Source organism: Mycobacterium sp., assembly GCF_039583785.1.
Classification (GTDB): domain Bacteria; phylum Actinomycetota; class Actinomycetes; order Mycobacteriales; family Mycobacteriaceae; genus Mycobacterium.
Map to the genome: position 1 here is coordinate 18,277 of NZ_JAVKSG010000021.1, position 20,567 is coordinate 38,843.

The 20,567-nt window shown below is 65.8% G+C and carries 18 protein-coding genes and 2 pseudogenes; 13 read left to right on the forward strand and 7 right to left on the reverse strand.

Translation table 11 applies throughout. From position 1 onward, the window contains the following. Positions 1-6: 6 nt before the first annotated feature. A complete protein-coding gene (gene acnA / locus ABDV69_RS09305; protein ID WP_343573462.1) occupies positions 7-2,850 on the reverse strand; it encodes an aconitate hydratase AcnA in 2,844 nt (947 codons plus the stop codon). Between the two features lie 256 nt (positions 2,851-3,106). Here acnA and ABDV69_RS09310 point away from each other — a divergent pair, with 256 nt between their 5' ends. The 6 genes from ABDV69_RS09310 to ABDV69_RS09335 all read left to right on the forward strand — a co-directional run bounded on the left by ABDV69_RS09310 (position 3,107) and on the right by ABDV69_RS09335 (position 9,475). Beyond that, positions 3,107-3,661: a DUF6676 family protein gene (locus tag ABDV69_RS09310; protein WP_343573501.1), complete on the forward strand. Its 555-nt coding sequence runs from the start codon at positions 3,107-3,109 to the stop codon at positions 3,659-3,661. 249 nt (positions 3,662-3,910) lie between these two features. Next, positions 3,911-5,335, forward strand: coding sequence for an NlpC/P60 family peptidoglycan endopeptidase RipA (gene ripA / locus ABDV69_RS09315; RefSeq protein WP_343573464.1), 1,425 nt, complete (start codon positions 3,911-3,913; stop codon positions 5,333-5,335). Positions 5,336-5,381: 46 nt separating this feature from the next. Continuing rightward, complete coding sequence (gene ripB, locus ABDV69_RS09320; protein ID WP_343573465.1) at positions 5,382-6,071, forward strand: NlpC/P60 family peptidoglycan endopeptidase RipB; 690 nt, start codon at positions 5,382-5,384, stop codon at positions 6,069-6,071. Between the two features lie 188 nt (positions 6,072-6,259). Then, the gene (locus ABDV69_RS09325) at positions 6,260-7,396 is read left to right on the forward strand and encodes a MoxR family ATPase (RefSeq protein WP_343573466.1); all 1,137 of its coding nucleotides are present in this window, start codon (positions 6,260-6,262) and stop codon (positions 7,394-7,396) included. Positions 7,397-7,446: 50 nt separating this feature from the next. After that, on the forward strand, positions 7,447-8,358 hold the full coding sequence (locus ABDV69_RS09330; protein ID WP_343573503.1) for a DUF58 domain-containing protein: 912 nt from the start codon (positions 7,447-7,449) through the stop codon (positions 8,356-8,358). A gap of 109 nt (positions 8,359-8,467) precedes the next feature. Further along, entirely contained in the window at positions 8,468-9,475 is a 1,008-nt protein-coding gene (locus ABDV69_RS09335; RefSeq protein WP_343573468.1) for a VWA domain-containing protein, read from the forward strand. 69 nt (positions 9,476-9,544) lie between these two features. Here ABDV69_RS09335 and ABDV69_RS09340 read toward each other — a convergent pair. From ABDV69_RS09340 to ABDV69_RS09350, 3 genes and pseudogenes are all read right to left on the reverse strand, one after another. Next, positions 9,545-9,643, reverse strand: a pseudogene (locus tag ABDV69_RS09340) (hypothetical protein); the annotation flags it as partial. Between the two features lie 11 nt (positions 9,644-9,654). Continuing rightward, complete coding sequence (locus ABDV69_RS09345) at positions 9,655-10,599, reverse strand: Brp/Blh family beta-carotene 15,15'-dioxygenase (protein WP_343573469.1); 945 nt, start codon at positions 10,597-10,599, stop codon at positions 9,655-9,657. A gap of 137 nt (positions 10,600-10,736) precedes the next feature. Further along, the gene (locus tag ABDV69_RS09350) at positions 10,737-11,576 is read right to left on the reverse strand and encodes a bacteriorhodopsin (protein ID WP_343573470.1); all 840 of its coding nucleotides are present in this window, start codon (positions 11,574-11,576) and stop codon (positions 10,737-10,739) included. Between the two features lie 166 nt (positions 11,577-11,742). Between ABDV69_RS09350 and ABDV69_RS09355 the strand changes: the two genes are divergently transcribed. Genes ABDV69_RS09355 through ABDV69_RS09370 form a run of 4 tightly spaced genes read left to right on the forward strand, consistent with a single transcriptional unit; the run spans position 11,743 to position 15,026 of the window. Then, the gene (locus tag ABDV69_RS09355; protein WP_343573472.1) at positions 11,743-12,351 is read left to right on the forward strand and encodes a TetR family transcriptional regulator; all 609 of its coding nucleotides are present in this window, start codon (positions 11,743-11,745) and stop codon (positions 12,349-12,351) included. 56 nt (positions 12,352-12,407) lie between these two features. Continuing rightward, on the forward strand, positions 12,408-13,175 hold the full coding sequence (gene fabG1 / locus ABDV69_RS09360; RefSeq protein ID WP_343573474.1) for a 3-oxoacyl-ACP reductase FabG1: 768 nt from the start codon (positions 12,408-12,410) through the stop codon (positions 13,173-13,175). Between the two features lie 24 nt (positions 13,176-13,199). After that, positions 13,200-14,009, forward strand: a complete 810-nt coding sequence (gene inhA / locus ABDV69_RS09365) for an NADH-dependent enoyl-ACP reductase InhA (RefSeq protein WP_343573476.1) — start codon at positions 13,200-13,202, stop codon at positions 14,007-14,009. A gap of 6 nt (positions 14,010-14,015) precedes the next feature. Then, on the forward strand, positions 14,016-15,026 hold the full coding sequence (locus tag ABDV69_RS09370) for a ferrochelatase (protein WP_343573478.1): 1,011 nt from the start codon (positions 14,016-14,018) through the stop codon (positions 15,024-15,026). A gap of 52 nt (positions 15,027-15,078) precedes the next feature. Here ABDV69_RS09370 and ABDV69_RS09375 read toward each other — a convergent pair whose 3' ends face one another. Beyond that, on the reverse strand, positions 15,079-15,936 hold the full coding sequence (locus ABDV69_RS09375; protein ID WP_343573505.1) for a hypothetical protein: 858 nt from the start codon (positions 15,934-15,936) through the stop codon (positions 15,079-15,081). A gap of 58 nt (positions 15,937-15,994) precedes the next feature. Here ABDV69_RS09375 and ABDV69_RS09380 point away from each other — a divergent pair, with 58 nt between their 5' ends. From ABDV69_RS09380 to ABDV69_RS09390, 3 genes are all read left to right on the forward strand, one after another. Then, positions 15,995-16,426, forward strand: a complete 432-nt coding sequence (locus tag ABDV69_RS09380) for an NfeD family protein (protein ID WP_343573480.1) — start codon at positions 15,995-15,997, stop codon at positions 16,424-16,426. 26 nt (positions 16,427-16,452) lie between these two features. Next, positions 16,453-17,589, forward strand: a complete 1,137-nt coding sequence (locus ABDV69_RS09385; RefSeq protein WP_343573482.1) for an SPFH domain-containing protein — start codon at positions 16,453-16,455, stop codon at positions 17,587-17,589. 280 nt (positions 17,590-17,869) lie between these two features. After that, entirely contained in the window at positions 17,870-19,207 is a 1,338-nt protein-coding gene (locus ABDV69_RS09390; protein WP_343573506.1) for an MFS transporter, read from the forward strand. A 147-nt stretch (positions 19,208-19,354) separates the two neighbouring features. Here ABDV69_RS09390 and ABDV69_RS09395 read toward each other — a convergent pair whose 3' ends face one another. Both ABDV69_RS09395 and ABDV69_RS09400 read right to left on the reverse strand, forming a co-directional pair. Then, on the reverse strand, positions 19,355-20,104 hold the full coding sequence (locus tag ABDV69_RS09395; RefSeq protein WP_343573508.1) for a TVP38/TMEM64 family protein: 750 nt from the start codon (positions 20,102-20,104) through the stop codon (positions 19,355-19,357). Between the two features lie 168 nt (positions 20,105-20,272). After that, positions 20,273-20,566, reverse strand: a pseudogene (locus ABDV69_RS09400) (NifU family protein); the annotation flags it as partial. Position 20,567: the final 1 nt, after the last annotated feature.

Here is a 20,567-nt window from a genome sequence, read left to right on the forward strand (position 1 = left end):
CTCAAACTAGTTCGACTTGAGCATGTTACGCAGCACGTACTGCAGGATGCCGCCGTTGCGGTAGTAATCGGCTTCGCCAGGAGTGTCGATGCGCACCACGGCGTCGAATTCGATTGCTTCGGCGCCATCTTTGGTGGCTTTCACATGCACGGTCTTGGGCGTCTTACCCTTGTTGAGCTCCTCGATTCCGGTGATATCGAACACCTCGGTGCCATCCAGGCCAAGGTCCTTGGCTGACTTGCCCGCCGGGAACTGCAGCGGAATGACGCCCATCCCGATCAGGTTGGACCGGTGGATGCGTTCGAACGACTCGGTGATCACCGCGCGCACCCCGAGCAGCCGGGTGCCCTTGGCCGCCCAGTCCCGTGACGATCCGGAGCCGTACTCCTTGCCGCCCAGTACGACCAGTGGAATGTCTTGTGCCGCATAGTTTTGCGCTGCATCGAAGATGAAGGCCTGCGGGCCGCCATCCTGGGTGAAGTCGCGGGTGTAGCCGCCAGGGACGACCTCGCCCAACCCCGCGAGCACTTGGTTGCTGAGCCGGATGTTGGCAAACGTGCCGCGGATCATCACCTCGTGATTGCCGCGCCGCGAACCGAGCGAGTTGTAGTCCTTGCGATGCACGCCGTGCTCGTCGAGGTACAGCGCCGCCGGCGTGCCCGGCTTGATGCTTCCGGCCGGCGAGATGTGGTCGGTGGTCACCGAATCACCCAGCAGAGCAAGGACTCTGGCACCCTTGATGTCGGACACCGGCTCGGGCTCGGCGGGCATGCCGTCGAAATACGGCGCCTTGCGCACGTAGGTGGAGCTGTCGCTCCACTCGAAGGTGTTGCCCTCCGGTGTCGGCAGCGAGCGCCAGCGCTCGTCGCCGGAGAACACGTCGGCGTAGGAGCTGACGAACATGTCGCGGTTGATCGATGACGCGATAGTCTCCTGGATCTCCTCGGTGGTCGGCCAGATGTCCTTCAGGAACACGTCGTTGCCGTCTTCGTCTGACCCCAGTGGGTCATTCTCGAAGTCGAAGTCCATGGTTCCGGCAATGGCGTAGGCGACCACCAGTGGCGGCGACGCCAGGTAGTTCATCTTGACGTCGGGGGAGATGCGGCCTTCGAAGTTGCGGTTGCCGGACAGCACCGCGGTGACCGACAGGTCGTTGTCGTTGATCGCCTTGGAGATTTCGTCGGGCAGTGGACCGGTGTTGCCGATGCAGGTGGTGCATCCGTAGCCGCCGAGGTAAAAGCCCAGCTTCTCCAGGTAGGGCCACAGCCCGGCCTTGTTGTAGTAGTCGGTGACCACCTGCGAACCCGGCGCCATGTTGGTCTTCACCCAGGGCTTGGAGGTCAGGCCCTTCTCGACGGCGTTGCGGGCCAACAACGCCGCGCCGAGCATCACCTCGGGGTTGGACGTGTTGGTGCACGACGTGATGCCCGCGACGACGACCGCGCCGTGGTCGAGAACAAAGTTGCCGTGATCCGCCGTACTGACCTGCACCGGTTTGGTAGGACGTCCATCGCGGCCGTTGGCCGCGCTGGGCGTCACGTCGACGGCTCCGTCGTCGGCAAACGACAGTGCCACCGAGTCGCTGGCCGGGAACGACTCCGCGACCGCTTCGTCCAGGGCCGTCTCGGGAGTTTGGCGGTTCCCCTCGACGTAGTTGTGGATGTCCTTGCGGAACGCAACCTTGGCTTCCGACAACAGGATTCGGTCTTGGGGGCGCTTTGGCCCGGCGATCGACGGCAGCACGGTGGACAGGTCGAGTTCAAGGTACTCGGAGTACTTCGGCTCGTGGTCGGCGTCGTGCCATATGCCCTGCTGCTTGGCGTAGGCCTCGATCAGAGCCAACTGCTCGTCGGTGCGGCCGGTCAACGTCAGGTATTTGATGGTCTCTTCGTCGATCGGGAAAATGGCTGCGGTGGAGCCGAATTCGGGGCTCATGTTGCCCAGTGTGGCGCGGTTGGCCAGCGGTACCTCGGCCACACCGGCGCCGTAGAACTCGACGAATTTGCCGACCACGCCGTGCTTGCGCAGCATCTCGGTGACAGTCAGCACCACGTCGGTCGCGGTGACGCCCGGCTTGATCTCACCGGTCAGCTTGAACCCGACCACACGCGGGATCAGCATCGAGACGGGCTGGCCCAGCATGGCGGCCTCGGCCTCGATACCGCCCACGCCCCAGCCGAGCACACCCAGGCCGTTGACCATCGTGGTGTGGCTGTCGGTGCCCACGCAGGTGTCCGGGTAGGCCGCTACTGTTCCGTGCGCGTCTGCGCGCGTCATCACCGTGCGGGCCAGGTATTCGATGTTGACCTGGTGCACGATGCCGGTACCCGGCGGCACCACCTTGAAGTCGTCGAATGCGCTCTGGCCCCATCGCAGGAACTGGTAGCGCTCGCCGTTGCGCTCGTACTCGAGTTCGACGTTGCGCTCGAAGGCATCCGCGGTGCCGAACACGTCCAGGATCAACGAGTGGTCGATCACCAGTTCGGCGGGGGCGAGGGGATTGACCTTCTCCGGGTCGCCGCCCAGTCCGCCGACAGCTTCGCGCATGGTGGCCAGGTCGACTACACACGGGACGCCGGTGAAGTCCTGCATCACCACCCGCGCGGGCGTGAACTGAATTTCGATGCTGGGTTCGGCGCTGGGATCCCAGTTCGCGATGGCCTCGATGTGCCGCTTGGTGATGTTGCTGCCGTCTTCGTTGCGCAGCAAGTTCTCGGCGAGAACTTTCAAGCTGTAGGGAAGCTTCTCCGTGCCCGGAACCGCGTCCAACCGATAGATCTCGTAACTGTTGCCGCCGACCGTCAAGGTGTCGCGGGCTCCGAATGAATTCACCGAATCTTTGCTGCTCACATCAACTCCCGAGATCTGTCTGGTTGGCGGCGACCCCTGCGCCCGGCTCGGACACAGCTGCCGCATGTGCGACAGCGCCGCTGGTTCTGCTCGCCGACGGGCCGTGTCGACGCGCACTCGCAACTCTAACAGTACGCTTGTCCTGCAATCCGACAGGGCCGAAAACTTCCGCTTTTTTCGCCGACTGCCTGCTGTGACGCCCGCGTCGTCAGGCGGTACGGTTCTGTCCGTGACCACCCCGCACGCGCCGCTCTACATACCGGGCGAGATCTGCGGCACCCTCGGTGTCGATCCGGCGACCAAGCCTGACGACTGCCTGTCGATCGTTCAGTATCAAATCGCCGCGGGGAACATCAGCGCGCCGTCTTCGGTGGCGCCCGGCCTGATCGAGTTGGTCGAGCAAGCCCACGATCATGGCATCGATTTGAAGATCGTCGTGCTGGATCGCAATCCGCCGAACGACACCCCGCTGCGTGACATCGCCACCGTCGTCGGCTCCCAGCATCCCGACGCGACTGTCTTGGTGCTCAGCCCGAACTACGTCGGCACCTACAGCACGCACTTTCCGCGGTCGACGCTGGAGATCGGCGAGGATCACGCCAAAACCGGCAATACGCTGCTGTCGGCGCAGAATTTTCTGCACCAGCTCGAGACGCCGCAATTCCCCTGGACGCCATTCACCATCGTGGTGCTGATCGGGGTATTGGCGGCCGTCGTCGGGACCCGATACATGCAACTTCGGGCAAAACGCTCAGCAACGTCGAGCGACAACGCTGCTTCGTCCGTTGAAGACGCCGATCGCGGTGCCTAACTCGCTGTATTCGTCGCGTGTTGGATAGCCCCGGTGCTTACACCGCGGACGCGGGCAAATTAATGATGTCACCGTAGGGTCACAGTTTTCATAATAACAAGCTTGTAGTCTGTGACTTAAGTTTCCACTGGGTCAGATGTGACTTACGGTGCAGGGGATGTATTGGTTTGTTCGTGCTTCCGGTGATAACTGGGGGCTCGGAATGGTAGCGCCATCCGTCCCGCGTTGAGCCAAGGAGACCCGAGTCGAATGAGACGCAACCGCCGCGGCTCGTCTGTCCGATTGGCGACCACGCTCACCCATCGACTGGGTCCAACAGTGCTCAGCGTGGCCCTGTTGCTGGGCACGCCTGGTCTGGCCGAAGCCGACCCGGACTCGATGGCCACATTGATCGCCGATGTCGCGCAGGCCAACCAGCGCCTGCAGGATCTCAACGCGCAGATCCAGACTGAGGAAGAAAGCGTCAACAAAGCGGTGGTCGATGTCGAGACGGCGCGCGACAACGCGGCGGCCGCACAACACGACGTCGCAGCCAGCCAGGCGTCGGTTAACGACGCCGACGCCGCAATTGCCGCCGCGCAGAAGCGATTCGACCGCTTCGCCGTAGCCAGCTACGTCAACGGCCCCGCGGACAGCTACCTCACCGCGAAGAACCCCGACGACATGATCGCGACCGCGGCGGCCGGCCAGGCGCTGGCCGCCAGCTCGCAGCAGGCGATGGACAACTTGCAGCGCGCCCGTACCGAGCAGCTGAACAAGGAATCCAGGGCGCGGCTGGCAAAGCAGAAGGCCGACAAAGCCGTTGGCGACGCGCAAGCCAGCCAGAACGCGGCGGTGGCGGCGCTGACCGACGCCCACCGCAAGTTCGGCGAGCAGCAGCAAGAAGTCACTCGACTGGCCGATGAACGCAATGCGGCCCAATCCAGACTCGACGCCGCCCGCAATTGGTCGGCATCCGCGGGCGGACCGGATGCCGGACAGCGGGCGGCGTCGAGATCTGGGTCTGACCGGTGGGACCCGGTCGCGCCGGGCTCGCCCAACCGGCCGAAAGGCAACGGCGCCAACTGGGATGGCGGGTGGGACCCCACACTGCCGATGGTGCCCAGCGCCAACGTGCCCGGTGACCCGATCGCGATTCTCAACAAGGTCCTCGGGACGATGTCGACCTCATCGGAAGCCACCTCCAACATGGGCCGCAGCTTCCTGCAGCAACTGGGATTGGCCCCCACCCCAACCGGTTTCACCAACGGAAAGATTCCGCGGGTCTACGGTCGGCAGGCGTCCGAATACGTGATCCGGCGCGGTCTGTCGCAGTTGGGTGTGCCCTACTCGTGGGGTGGTGGCAACGCCGCCGGACCCAGCAAGGGAATCGGTTCGGGCTCGGGCACCGTCGGCTTCGACTGCTCCGGCCTGGTGCTGTACTCGTTCGCCGGCGTCGGCATCAAGCTGCCGCACTACTCCGGTTCGCAGTACGAGCTGGGCCGCAAGATCCCGGCCTCGCAGATGCGCCGCGGTGACGTGATCTTCTACGGCCCCGGCGGTAGCCAGCACGTGACGCTCTACCTGGGCCAGGGCCAGATGCTCGAGGCGCCCGACGTCGGCCTGAAGGTTCGGGTCGCACCGGTGCGCACCAGCGGCATGACGCCCTACGTGGTCCGTTACATCGAATACTGACGCGTTGAAAGGATTCATGCGCCAAGGGTTTACAGATTCCAGAGCGGTGCGCCGGACCAGAGTGGCCTGGCCGGTGCTGGCGGCCGTCAGCCTGCTGATCGGGCTGGCCGCTCCCGCTGTGGCCGAGGACGGCGCGTGGGATCCGACCCTGCCGCCGACGGTCAGCGCCGGCGCGCCAGGTGACCCGGTGGCCCTTGCCAACCAGTCGCTGCAGGCCACTGCCAGCGCCACCCAGACGACGCTCGGATTGGGGCAGCAGTTCCTCAGTGGCCTGGGAATCAACCTGGGCGGTACACCCAGCACCGGCGCGAACGGGATACCGCGGGTCTACGGCCGGCAGGCGGTGGAATACGTGATCCGGCGCGGTTCGTCGCAGATGGGTGTGCCGTACTCGTGGGGTGGCGGCACGCCCAACGGGCCGAGTAAAGGCATCGACTCCGGCGCCAACACGGTCGGCTTCGACTGCTCGGGCCTGGTCCGGTACAGCTTTGCCGGGGTCGGGGTGCTGCTGCCGAGGTTCTCCGGTGACCAGTACAACGCCGGCCGCCACATCCCGCCGTCGCAGGCCAAGCGCGGCGACCTGATCTTCTACGGCCCGGGTGGTGGCCAGCACGTCACCATCTACCTGGGCAACGGCCAGATGCTGGAGGCGTCGGGCAGCGCCGGCAAAGTCACCATCAGCCCGGTCCGCAAATCGGGTATGACGCCGTTCCTGACCCGGATCATTGAGTACTGAGCGGGTCTGATGGCCCGGCTTCTTCGCAGTCCGCTCCGCGGAATGCATCGTCGCCAGGCGGGCCACGTCGACGGATTCCGGGTGGCCTGGAATAGTTGAACCAGGGCACGCCGCTGCCCCGCGACGTTCGTGGTGCGAGCGATCGTGTCTGATTGATCGTTGGAAGGTTGAGCCGTGGAGGGTAATCGATGACATCAGCAGGCGGGCCGCCGCCGGGCACCAGCGGTTACTCGGGTCCGGGCAGGTCTTCGACGGCACCCGCGCACGCGGCCCCCGGCGGTGGTGGCAACGGCTTGGCGGCCGAGGTGCATACCTTGGAGCGGGCCATCTTCGAGGTCAAACGGATCATCGTCGGCCAAGACCAGCTCGTCGAGCGGATGCTCGTCGGTCTGCTGTCCAAAGGCCACGTGCTGCTCGAGGGTGTACCCGGTGTCGCCAAGACCCTGGCCGTGGAGACCTTCGCCAAGGTGGTCGGCGGAACGTTCGCGCGCATCCAGTTCACTCCTGACCTGGTACCCACCGACATCATCGGTACCCGCATCTACCGGCAGGGCAAGGAAGAGTTCGACACCGAACTCGGCCCGGTCGTGGCCAACTTCCTGCTCGCCGACGAGATCAACCGTGCGCCGGCCAAGGTGCAGTCCGCGCTGCTGGAGGTCATGCAGGAGCGACAGGTGTCGATCGGGGGCAAGAGATTTCCACTGCCCAATCCGTTCCTGGTAATGGCCACCCAGAACCCGATCGAGCATGAAGGTGTCTATCCGCTGCCCGAAGCGCAGCGCGACCGCTTCCTGTTCAAGATCAACGTCAGCTACCCGTCTCCGGAGGAAGAGCGCGAGATCATCTACCGGATGGGCGTCAAGCCGCCGGAGCCCAAGCAGATCCTCGAGACCGGCGACCTGTTGCGGCTACAGGAACTCGCCGCGAACAACTTCGTCCACCACGCGCTGGTCGACTACGTGGTTCGCGTCGTCACAGCCACCCGCCATCCCGAGCAACTCGGCATGAACGACGTCAAGAGCTGGATCTCCTTCGGTGCATCGCCGCGTGCCTCGCTGGGCATCATCGCGGCGTCGCGCTCGCTGGCGCTGGTGCGCGGTCGCGATTACGTGATCCCGCAGGACATCGTGGAGGTGATCCCCGATGTGCTGCGCCACCGCTTGGTGCTCACCTACGACGCACTGGCCGACGAGATCTCGTCGGAGATCGTGATCAATCGGGTGCTGCAGACTGTTGGTATGCCGCAGGTGAATGCTGTTCCGCAGCAAGGCCATTCGGTGCCTGCGGCGATGCAGTCCGCGGGTGCGGCGGCCAGCGGTCGGTGACCGACAGCACTTCCGCCGCGGAGCAGCCCGCGGCCAACCGCCCGCCGTCGATGCAGCGCGGGCTGATCGACGACACTAAACTGGCGGCGGCGCTGCGCACCCTGGATCTCACGGTCAAACGCAAGCTCGACGGCCTCCTGCACGGGGATCACCTCGGCCTGATCCCGGGGCCGGGCTCGGAGCCGGGGGAGTCACGCGAGTATCAGCCCGGCGACGACGTGCGCCGGATGGACTGGGCGGTCACGGCGCGGACCACCCACCCGCACGTGCGGCAGATGATCGCCGACCGCGAACTCGAGACCTGGCTGGTCGTCGACCTGTCGGCCAGCCTGGATTTCGGCACCGCGGTCTGCGAGAAGCGTGATCTGGCGGTGGCCGCCGCGGCCGCCATCACATTCCTCAACAGTGGTGGCGGCAACCGGATCGGTGCGTTGATTGCCAACGGCGAGAAGGTAACTCGCGTACCTGCTCGCTCCGGGCGTCAGCACGAGCAGACGCTGCTGCGCACCATCGCCACGATGCCGAAGGCTCCGGTGGGGGTGCGTGGCGATCTGTCGGTGGCCATCGACGCGTTGCGCCGTCCCGAGCGTCGCCGCGGGATGGCCGTGATCGTCAGCGACTTCCTCGGCCCGATCAACTGGATGCGGCCGCTGCGCGCGATCGCCGCCCGCCACGAGGTGCTCGGCATCGAGGTCCTGGACCCTCGCGACGTCGAGTTGCCCGACATCGGCGATGTCATCCTGCAGGACGCCGAGTCCGGGCGGTCCCGCGAGTTCACCATCGACGAACAACTGCGCGACGACTTCGCGAAGGCCGCCGCGGCGCATCGCGCCGACGTGTCCCGCACGTTGCGCAGCTGCGGGGTGCCGCTGCTGTCGCTGCGCACTGACCGGGACTGGATCGCCGACATCGTCCGATTCGTCGAATCCCGCCGACGCGGTGCACTGGCGGGGCGCCAGTGACTCGCGCTGTTCACGAGTCGAGCTCGACCACCGGAATGCGGTGCCGCTGCACCGGCCTCAACCGGATCGCGCTGCACTGTCTATCGTCGCCAGCACAGACAGGTCTGCTATGACATTGCCCTTACTCGGGCCGATGACGTTGTCCGGGTTTGCCCACCCGTGGTTCTTCCTGTTCCTGTTGGTGATCGCGGTCCTGGCCGCGCTGTATGTCTTCGCGCAGCTGGCCCGCCACCGCCGGATGCTCCGGTTCGCCAACATGGAGCTGTTGGAAAGCGTTGCGCCCAAACAACCCACGCGCTGGCGGCACCTTTCGGCGATCCTGCTGATGGCGTCGTTGCTGCTGTTAACGATCGCGATGGCCGGGCCGACGCATGATGTCCGGATTCCGCGTAACCGCGCAGTGGTGATGCTCGTCATCGACGTCTCGCAATCCATGCGGGCCACCGATGTCGAACCCAACCGGATGGTTGCCGCCGAAGTGGCGGCCAAGGAGTTCGCCGGCGAGCTGACGCCCGGGATCAACCTCGGGCTGATCGCATATGCGGGGACGTCGACCGTGCTGGTCCAGCCGACCACCAACCGTGATGCGACCAAGGCCGCCCTGGACAAGCTGCAGTTCGCCGACCGCACCGCCACCGGTGAGGGCATCTTCACCGCCCTGCAGGCCATCGCCACCGTCGGCGCGGTGATCGGAGGTGGCGACACCCCGCCGCCCGCGCGCATCGTGTTGTTCTCCGACGGCAAAGAGACGATGCCGACCAACCCGGACAACCCCAAGGGTGCGTTCACCGCGGCGCGCACCGCCAAGGACCAGGGCGTGCCGATCTCGACCATTTCGTTCGGCACCCCGTACGGCTTCGTGGAAATCAACGGTCAGCGCCAGCCGGTGCCGGTGGATGACAGCACGATGAAAAAGGTTGCCGAGCTGTCCGGCGGCACCCACTACGATGCCTCTAATCTGCAGGAGCTCAAGCAGGTTTACGCCTCGCTGCAGCAGCAGATTGGCTACGAGACGATCCGGGGCGATGCCAGCATCGGTTGGCTGCGGCTGGGTTCGCTGGTGCTGGCGCTGGCCGCGTTGGCCGCGTTGTTGATCAACCGGCGGTTGCCGACCTAGCTCTGTTGCGCACCAAGGCTGGGCGATTCCGGTGCCGGGCGTTCCCTCCGGTTCGCCGAGGTCCATCGTCAGTGCCCAATGCAGGCAGGTGCCGATGACCGGCATATCTGGGGTAACCGAGGAGAACGCCGCCCTCAGAACGGTGTCCGAAAACAGGTCGTCGGGCAGCGGTGTGCCCCTCAAGGTGTGGATCCAGCAGCTTCGGCGCATATCGCCGGGGAAACCGAGTCATGTTTGGCGCGCGGTCGGTGGGTAGCGCGGTCGGCCCAGAGCACGACCAGCGCGTGTGGCACCGTCAGGGCGAGAAGCAGACGCAAAACCTCGGCCACGAGCGCGGTCGGGCTTGAAGCCGCCGCCGTGAACCAGCCAAGTGCCGCCAACGCCGTCCACGCTGCCACCGATGGGATCGCGGCCAGTCGGGTCAGTCTCAGAGCCGCCTCGCGCCCTCGGTCTGCTGCCAGCAGGCCGGCGCAGCCCGGCTCGATTGTCAGCGTCCGCGCACAGTGGCGCAGCGAGTGCCAGCCGCCGAACCATACGGCGAACGCAAGGAGCGGTGGCGCGAGCATCCCGACAGCGCCGAGGATCAGGACGTCGAGGGCGACCGTGGGATGAACGGACCGCAGCGAAGCTGTCACCGCGATCAGCGCCGCGAGCAGCCACATCACTACCAGGCTGGCTTGCATCGGTGCCCAGCCGAGTACCCTTCCGAGACCCGGTGAGACGGTGTTCGCCACCGCCTGCAGCTGGACGCCGCAGTGAGCTAGGGGCAGCACCAACGCCCCGGATCCGGCGACGACGATAGCGACAGCTACCAGCATCGGCGGACGCCAGCCGGTGAGCGGGTTCACGACCTCCAGCTCGCCGAGGCCGAAGTGCAGGGCGCTCAGTGCAACCACCGCGATCAACGCCGCCGGACCGGCCCACCGCAGCAGTGCCCATACCCCGGCCGCAACGCCGGCGTACCCGACGATTACCAGGACCATGGGCTTGTCACCGGCCAGGCTGTAGGCGATCGCGTGGTCTGCCGCTCCGTGCGGGACCCCGGCTACCAGTCCCAAACCGGCGACCGCCAGCACGAGCGGTGTCGGTACGGCGGGCAGCCCCACGACGTGACCGCCCGCCACGACTACCGTGCCCAGCAGTACCAATCTCGACCAGATGGCAGCTTTCCGCAGGGGTGCCCAGGCGCCCACATCGATTCGTGGTCTTCGCGAAAATGCTCCGGTGGTCGGGAGATGGGCAGGCCGCATGGCTGTACGCGCTACGCCGCTCCCGCGGTGGCGCGGTTCGCCGGAGGCCGGACTCGGTGCGTACCTTCCTCGGCGGCGAAGACCGGGTCGTCGGCGTAGGACTTCAGACGGGCGATCCGGTAGATCAGCAGGCCGTAGAGGCACTTCGCCAAGATGTCGGCCAGCGAGTAGCCGCCCTGCTTGGCCACCCACGCGGTCGCTCCTGCATGGGATGCGTAGAGGGGAATGATGTATGCCAGCGGGTAGACGCCCCAGGTGGCCAGCAGCAGGAAACGAATTCCGCCGACGGTACTGCGGACGGCTTCGGGCTGGCGGTCCAGCGAGCGGGTGAGCTCGACGAACAGCACATACAGGATGTAGAGGAAGGGGATCGTCGACAGCAGCCCAAAGACGTTGCGTACGGCATTGTTACCGCTGATCTCCCCGGGATAGCCCAGCGCGATCATCAGGGCCGATGCGGGGATGAGCCGGTAGAGCAGAGAGTTTTGTAGTTTGCTCGCCAGCGCCAGTACGACGACGAGCTCGGTCAGCAGCAAAGGCACCGTGAGGAGCCAGTCGACGTAGCGGTAAGCCTCGTTGAAAGACTCCCCGGCTGCCTGGACGTAGGTGCCGCGTCCGCCCGCAGCGGTGGTGACGAAAGCCTGCTTGAACGAGTCGAAGATGCGGAAGTAGTGGTAGGCGGCGATGCCGCAGACGATCGCGGAGATCACCACGGCTTGCCGGTAGCGGGCCAACACCCGTCCTTGCGCGGCCAGCAGAAAAATCGCGGTGAACAGTTGCGCAGCGATCGAGAAGGACAGCAAGTTGTAGACCGTGTCGAATTGGGAGTGGGTCAGTTCTTCAGGGGTCATCGTTGATCCTTTGAACAAGCGGAGTTACGGTAAACAACACCGTACACTAATGATCGTTTAGTCCACTAGTGGATCGCAGTGATATTTCTGGTTAATGCGTTCATCGGGTAGTTTCGTGAGATGGCCGGCATCCGTCCGGGCCACGGACAGGGGGAAGGGCGCCCACATGACACGTGCCCACGGCCGCCACACGGGCGACCCAGGCGAGGACGTTCGGATCACCCGGACCCGGGCTGATGTGGCGCGAACGGCCTTCGACGTGCTGACTGGCGAGGGGTCCGAGGCTCTCACGCATGCGCGTGTCGCCGAGAGGGCCGGCTACTCGAAGACCACTCTCTACAAGCACTGGCCATTGAAATCCGACCTCGCGGCCTTGGCCTTGGATGCGCTTCGGGACGTCAAGCATCACGAGCGCACCGGCAACATCCGGACCGATCTGATCTGGCAGCTCCGGACTTTCCGGCAGGGAGTGCTCGATCTGCGGCTCGACCGAGTGCTGGCCGTGATGGCCCAATGGGCGGCGGTCGAAACGATGAGCCAGATCAGGAACGAGATCAATGCCGAGGGTCAACGACCGATCCGAATTATTCTCGCGGAAGCCTTCGAGGGCCCACGGCTCGAAGCGGCTGTCTCTATGCTCTCCGGCGTGGTCGCTTGTCCGTCGCTGATGTTCGGCACGGTGCCCGATGACGACGTCATCGAGGCGGCAGTCGACATGGTCCTGGACAGCGCGGGCGGAGCCGTTGGCCCCACCCCCCGTCCGGCCGAAGGTTGACCGCGGCCAAACGGCCCCGCTTCGGCCTCGCGGCGGCAAGGCGCTAGGTTTGCGGGGTGACTGACACGGCCACCGAGAACACCTCCGCGAGTGCATCCGCCTGGGGCAGACCGGCATTCGTATCCCGTTCGGTGCTGGTCACCGGAGGTAACCGGGGCATCGGGCTGGCGATCGCGCAGCGGTTGGCGGCTGACGGTCACAAGGTCGCGGTCACGCACCGCGGATCCGGGGCGCCCGAGGGCCTGTTCGGCGTTGAGTGCGATGTCACCGACAACGACGCCGTCGATCGCGCCTTCACCGCCGTCGAGGAGCACCAGGGCCCGGTCGAGGTAGTGGTGTCCAACGCCGGTGTCTCCGCCGACGCGTTCCTGATCCGGATGACCGAGGAGAGATTCGAAAAAGTCGTCGACGCCAACCTCACCGGCGCGTTCCGGGTGGTCCAGCGCGCGTCGCGCAGCATGCAGCGAAAGCGGTTCGGCCGGTTGATCTTCATCGGTTCGGTGTCGGGCAGCTGGGGCATTGGCAACCAGGCAAACTATGCGGCCTCCAAGGCCGGCCTGATCGGCATGGCCCGGTCGATCTCGCGCGAGCTGTCGAAAGCCAACGTGACGGCCAACGTGGTGGCTCCGGGCTACATCGACACCGACATGACCCGCGCGTTGGACGAGCGCATCCAAGAGGGTGCACTGGACTTCATTCCGGCCAAGCGGGTCGGTACCGCCGCCGAAGTCGCCGGGGCGGTCAGCTTCCTGGCATCCGAGGATGCGAGTTACATTTCCGGCGCGGTCATCCCGGTCGACGGCGGCATGGGTATGGGCCACTGACGACAGCACAAGATTAGGACGGACATGGCAGGACTGCTCGAAGGCAAACGGATCCTGGTCAGCGGGATCATCACCGACGCGTCGATCGCGTTCCACATCGCCAAAGTGGCGCAAGAAGCGGGCGCCCAGTTGGTGCTGACCGGGTTCGACCGGCTGCGGCTGATCCAGCGCATCGCCGACCGGTTGCCGGAGAAGGCGCCACTGATCGAACTCGACGTGCAGGACGAAAAGCACCTGGACACCTTGGCCGAGCGGGTGACGGCCGAGATCGGTACGGGTAACAAGCTCGACGGCGTCGTGCACTCGATCGGCTTCATGCCGCAGACTGGCATGGGCGTCTACCCGTTCTTCGACGCGCCCTACGAGGACGTCGCCAAAGGCATTCACATCTCGGCGTATTCATACGCATCGCTGGCCAAGGCGTTGTTGCCGATCATGAATCCCGGGGGCTCCATCGTCGGGATGGACTTCGACCCGACTCGGGCCATGCCGGCGTACAACTGGATGACGGTGGCCAAGAGCGCGCTGGAATCGGTGAACCGGTTCGTTGCGCGCGAGGCCGGCAAGGTCGGCGTGCGCTCGAATCTTGTTGCAGCCGGGCCGATCCGTACCCTGGCCATGAGCGCGATCGTCGGTGGCGCGCTCGGCGACGAGGCCGGCGCCCAGATGCAGCTGCTCGAGCAGGGCTGGGACCAGCGGGCCCCGATCGGATGGAACATGAAAGACCCGACGCCGGTGGCCAAGACCGTATGCGCGCTGCTGTCGGAGTGGCTGCCCGCCACCACCGGCACGATCATCTACGCCGACGGCGGCGCCAGCACTCAGTTACTATAGCGCACAATGGAATTCGATGCAGTTCTGCTGCTGTCCTTCGGGGGGCCGGAAGGCCCGGAGCAGGTCCGGCCGTTCCTGGAGAACGTCACCCAGGGTCGCAACGTGCCACCGGAACGGCTCGACGAAGTGGCGCAGCACTATCTGCATTTCGGCGGGGTCTCACCGATCAACCAGATCAACCGGGATCTGATCGCCCAACTGCAGACGGCGTTGGACATCCCGGTCTACTTCGGCAACCGCAACTGGGAACCGTACGTCGAAGACGCTGTTGCAACCATGCGCGACAACGGCATTCGACGTGCGGCGGCATTCAGCACGTCGGCATGGAGCGGATACTCCGGCTGCACCCAGTATTCCGAGGATCTCGACCGCGCGCGGCGGGCCGCCGGCCCCGGTGCGCCCGAACTGGTCAAGCTGCGGCGCTACTTCGACCACCCGCTGTTTGTCGAGATGTTCGCCGACAACCTCGCGGCCGCGGCGGCGACGGTGCCCGCCGGTGCCAGGCTGGTCTTCACCGCGCATTCGGTCCCGATCGCCGCGGACGACCGCCTCGGGCCGAGGCTGTACAGCCGCCAAGTGCGTTATGCCGCAGGGCTTGTCGCGGCGGCCGCCGGCTACGACGACTACGACGTGGTCTGGCAGTCACGGTCAGGGCCACCGCAGGTGCCGTGGCTGGAACCCGACATCGCCGATCACGTTGCCGCGCTTGCCGAGACCGGCACGAACGCCGTCGTCGTCTGCCCGATCGGGTTCGTCGCCGATCACATCGAGGTGGTGTGGGATCTCGACACCGAGTTACGCGAACAAACCGACGCGGCCGGTATCGCATTCGCGCGGGTGAGCACACCCAACGCCGACCCGCGATTCGCCCGGCTGGCGGTGGATCTGATCGACGAACTTCGGTACGGACGTGCGCCCGCACGGGTGGCCGGGGCAGACCCGGTACCGGGCTGCACGGCCGGCATCAACGGCGAGCCGTGCCGTCCGCCGCACTGCGTCGCCGACGTCGCGAGCTAGCCGGCCCGACGACGATGCGGGCCGCGTCGGCCCGAGGAGGAGCGGGCTAAAACTAACGCTGCCAGGCGGCCTGCAGAATCGCGCTGAGCGCTGCCATTCTCGCCGATCGCACGACAGCGGCCAGCGGCCGCAGCGCGTCGGTGGCGATCTGCGCCTCGGACAACGACTGGGTGCCGACCCTGCTCAGCCCGGTGCTGACGGTGATGATTGCGTCGACGTGTGCCGCGTTCTCCAGCACCCGCACCGCGCGCGAGGGAGCCGGCTCGGGAACCTGGTGGTGCCGAGCGGATTCCAGCAACTGCTCCACCATTGCACGCGGATCGTCGACATCGATTCCGGTAGACCCGAGACCGATGCCGGTGAGGGTGTCCGCCGCGGATCGCACTGCCAGTCGTAACTCGTACTCTGCCTCGCCCAGTTCGATGTGGTCGATCACCGGGGCGCCGGGCAACGAGTAGACCGTCCACGACAGCGCGGCCAGTTCGGGTAGCACGCGTTCGTCGTCGGATTCGTCGTACTGGAATTCGGGCACCAATCCGACGGCTACCCCGGGATCGTCTGGGTGGGTGACGATCACCGCCTCCCCGGCTGACATGGCGTCGGCTTCGAATTGAGTTCCCGGGGCCAGCCCGCGGGCGTCACCGGGGATCGGCAGCACCACCGAGATCGACGGTATCCCCGTCGACGAGCGTCCGGCGGCCGTTCGCAGCGTCTGTAGCAGCGAGACCACGCCGGTGTCATGGATATCCGGCCAGGGCAGCCCAGTGTGCCCGGCCGCGACCGCGTCGTAGGCGGTAACGGATTGTGCTGGGGCCCAACACGATAACGCGTCGAGGAGATCGTCGGGGGCGGCCTGGCCGGCCAACCAGGCATTGGCCCATACCGAGAGCGTCGCGCTTGGGCACCACATGGATTCGCAGTCTAGTTGTTCGCCGTGGACTGGGCCGGTCACGCGATATCCTGACGGCATGTCTGTGGCCGTGATCTGGCTCATCGTCGGATTAGGCCTGGCCGCTGCCGAGGCTCTCACCGGCGACATGTTCCTGCTCATGCTGGGTGGTGGTGCGCTGGCCGCGGCCGGCTTCAGCTGGCTGGCGGACCTGCCGATCTGGGCCGACGGCGTGGTGTTTCTGGTGGTCTCGGTGCTGCTGCTGGCGCTGGTCCGCCCGGCGCTGCGACGACGACTGACTCCTGCGAACAGCCTGACGACAGGCATCGAGGCGCTGGAGGGCATGCGCGCGCTGGTGCTCGATCGGGTGGCCCGCGATGAGGGCCAGATCAAAGTAGACGGCCAGATATGGACCGCGAGGCCGTTGAACGAGGGTGACCAGTTCGAACCCGGCGAACAGGTCACCGTCATGCGTATCGATGGGGCCACCGCGGTGGTCTGGAATCCGTAATCCCCTCGGAGCTTTAGGAGATCCCAATGCAAGGTGCAACTGCCGGGCTGATTTTGTTCGCTGCGCTGGTGGTGTTCGCCGTCATCGTGGTGGCGAAGTCGGTGGCGTTGGTTCCACAGGCGGAGGCGGCCGTGGTCGAACGGCTCGGTCGCTACAGCCGCACGGCCAGCGGGCAGCTGATCTTGCTGGTGCCATTCATCGACCGGATCCGGGCCCGGATAGATCTGCGCGAACGGGTGGTGTCGTTCCCGCCGCAACCGGTGATCACCGAGGACAACTTGACGCTCAACATCGACACCGTGGTGTACTTCCAGGTAACCAACCCCCAAGCCGCGGTCTACGAGATCAACAACTACATCATCGGCGTGGAACAGCTGACCACCACCACGCTGCGCAATGTGGTCGGTGGCATGACGCTGGAGCAGACGCTGACCTCCCGCGACCAGATCAACGGCCAGTTGCGTGGCGTGCTCGACGAGGCCACCGGACGTTGGGGGCTGCGGGTCGCGCGAGTGGAGCTGCGCAGCATCGACCCGCCACCGTCGATCCAGGCTTCGATGGAAAAGCAGATGAAAGCCGACCGAGAGAAGCGGGCGGTGATTCTGACGGCCGAGGGAATGCGCCAGGCGTCGATCACGCAAGCTGAAGGCGAGAAGCAGTCGCAGATCCTGGCGGCTGAGGGTGCCAAGCAGGCCGCGATCCTGGCCGCTGAGGCCGACCGGCAGTCCCGCATGTTGCGCGCGCAGGGCGACCGGGCGGCGGCCTACCTGCAGGCGCAGGGGCAGGCCAAGGCGATCGAGAAGACGTTCGCCGCGATCAAGGCCGGCCGGCCCACCCCGGAAATGCTTGCCTACCAGTACTTGCAGACCCTGCCGAAGATGGCCCAGGGCGACGCCAACAAGGTGTGGGTGGTGCCCAGCGACTTCGGCACCGTGTTGCAGGGGTTTTACAAGTCGCTCGGGGTTCCCGGCGACGACGGGGTGTTCCGGTTCGTGCCATCGCCCGACGACTCGCCAGCCGTGCACGGCGATGACAGCGACGTCGCCGACTGGTTCTCCACCGAGACCGATCCGGCCATCGTCGAGGCGGTGGCCAAGGCGGAGGCGGATGCCCGCAGGCCGGTCGACGGCCCGCTCCCGGCGCACCACCAACTGGAGCAGTGACGTGAGCGGGTGGGCGTCGCCGAAGAGCTATCCGAGGCTGGTGGATTGTCGGTGCGGCAACGCTCAAGGTCGTGGTCCGAGCGCAGCTCCGACTGGCTGAAGCGTGCCGACAAGCGGCGGCCAGACGTGCCGCACGGCCGTTGATCACATGTGCTTTGAAAAGCCCACCTAACGGGTAGTTGCCCTGCCGATGAACACATCACGGCGGCTTACCGGTCTGGGTCGGCGGCGCCGGCGACGATGGACCCGCGACGAGATCCAGGTCAGCGATCCCGAGATGATGCGCCAGTCGCTCAAGGGCGCGTCCATCGGCAACTTCATGGAGTGGTACGACTTCGGGGTTTACGGCTATGTCGCCATCACCATTGCGCAGGTGTTTTATCCCGGTGGCAGCGTCAGCGCGGCGCACCTGATCGCCACCTTCAGCACGATGGCGGCCGCGTTCGTCGTACGGCCGATCGGCGGCATCGTCTTCGGGCCGCTCGGCGACCGCATTGGTCGCAAGCGGGTGTTGGTGATCACCATCGCGCTGATGACCGTCGGTACCACCGGCACGGGTCTACTGCCGGGCTATGACGCCATCGGCATCTGGGCGCCGATTCTGTTGGTTGTCGTTCGGGTGTTTCAGGGCTTATCGACCGGCGGTGAGTATGTCGGGGCGATGACCTACATCGTCGAACAGGCGCCGGACCGTAAACGCGGGATGGTGGTCGGTTTTCTGCCGCTGGGCAACTTGGCCGGATTCGTGGCCGCGGGCCTTATCGTCACCGGGTTGCAGACGTGGCTGCCGGCCCACGACATGCTGACCTGGGGGTGGCGCGTGCCTTTGGTGCTCAGCGCACCGCTCGGACTGTTCGCGGTGTTCACCCGGATGCGACTTCAAGAGTCGCCCGCCTATCAAGGGGAAAACCAACAAGCGGCGCCCGACGACGACTCACGTGACTATCGGCGCACCATCGCCGAGCAGTGGAAGCCAATGCTGATCTGCGCCGCTCTGGTCTACACCGCCAACGCCGCGGACTACCTGCTCACCGGCTACCTACCGACCTACCTGAAGGTCTTTGTCCACATCGGTCACACCGCCGGGCTGGCGATGATCACCGGCACCCTGACCATCGTGGCCATCCTGCTGGTGTTCGTGGCCGCCCTCTCCGACCGGATCGGGGTCAAGCCGATAATGAGGACAGGCTGCGTGCTGCTGATCCTGGTGTCGATCCCCGCCTTCGCCCTCATCCGGAACGGCCGTGGTTACCTGCTGGTCTTCGCGGGTGTGCTGTTGATCGGTCTGATGGAACTGTGTTTCGACAGCACATCGCCTGCCACGATGCCGGCCCTGTTCCCGACCAACGTCCGAAACGGAGCGCTGGCGATCTCCTACAACGTCTCGATCTCGGCATTGGGCGGGACCACGCCGCTGATCGCGCAAGCACTGGTTTCCAGCACGGGCAACCCCATGGTGCCGGCGTACATGCTGATCGTCGCGGGCCTGGTGGGCCTGGTGACTCTTGTGTTCACACCGGAAGTTGCCGGCCGTCGGCTACCGGGATCGCCGCCGACGGTCGAGACCCAACAGGAAGTCCGCGAGTTGGTGGAGGACCGACGTGACGACGAGGGCTAACGCAGCGATCAATCGGCTGAACTCGCTGCCGCGATGCCTCCCCGATTTCGCGGCGCGGGCTGGCAGTTGATTGTCGGGCCTTTGCGAGTTGCTTCAGTACCGGCAGTCTCGGTTTCAGGCCGCTTTGCACGGTCGGCTTGAGGCTGATCAACCCGAAAAAGCTGTCTCGGCAGCATCGTCGACGTGACCTACTGCGGCGTGCTGATGGCGCCGACGGTAATGCCGAATTTCGTAGGCGAACAACGCAAGTCCCACGAATCCCGTGCACAGCAAGACCATGAACAGCAGCGGGTTGACGTGACCGGTGAGCGCATCGCCGAGGATCACCACGGCCGACGTACCGGGCAGCAGGCCGGCCACTGTTGCCGACAGATAGGCCAGCATTCGAACTCCGGAAGCCCCGACCGCGTAGTTCAGCGGCGCGAACGGCACCACGGGAATCAGGCGCAGCGAGATCACCGCAACCCATCCGCGCTCGCGTAGCCGAGCGTCGACCCTCTCGACCGCCTGATGACGCACCAATCGATTGAGCTGCCAGCCGGCGGCCCGGACCAGCGCCAGCGCAATCATCGCGCTGACCGTGCTGGCCGCCACTGCCAGCACCACGCCGAGCAGCGGTCCGAACAGCATACCGGCGGCTAACGTGAATGCTGTACGGGGAAACGGCAACACGGTCACCACGATGTGGGCTCCCAGGAAGGCCAGCGGCAGCCACGAACCCATCGATGCCGACCAGTCTCTCAGCTCGACCGCGGACGGCAACCGGACGAGCAGGGCCACCGCAATCAGTGCGACGACCACCACGGCCGTCAGGATCAATCGGCGCGTGGACACCTGCCGCGCGGTCGCAACGAGCGCGGAACTCAGCGGACGCAGTGTGTCTGCGAAGGTGCCGATGGTCTGCCCCGTCACAGCGTGCAGCCTACGGTCTTGCGGCGAGGTCCGGACGGTCGGTGACAACATCCTACGTCTTAAAGGCATTGCAGTGGAGGCGGTGTGGCTGATTACCTGGACTTTGCGGCCAGACCGTCGCCGCAGCTCACGCTGCAGGTTGTCGTGTAGCGTGCCAGCGGCCGCCGGACATCCGTGGCAGGCGCCCGACAACCGGACACTCACCTGGTCGCCCTCGATCGACACCAATTCGATCGCGCCGCGGTGGGATTCGGCGAGCGCGCCGATCGGTCCGGCGAGCAACTCGGCCGTGACCGCAGCCAACCCGGCGGTGTCGTCGGCCACCGGGTCGACGTGCCAGCCCGCCGGATCCAGCAGCGCGTCGGACAGCGCCTGACGCACGTCGTCGCCAATCTCGCGCCAGCTGCGCCCGGAGTGCAGGGTGATCAGCACGTCGGCCCGGCGCACC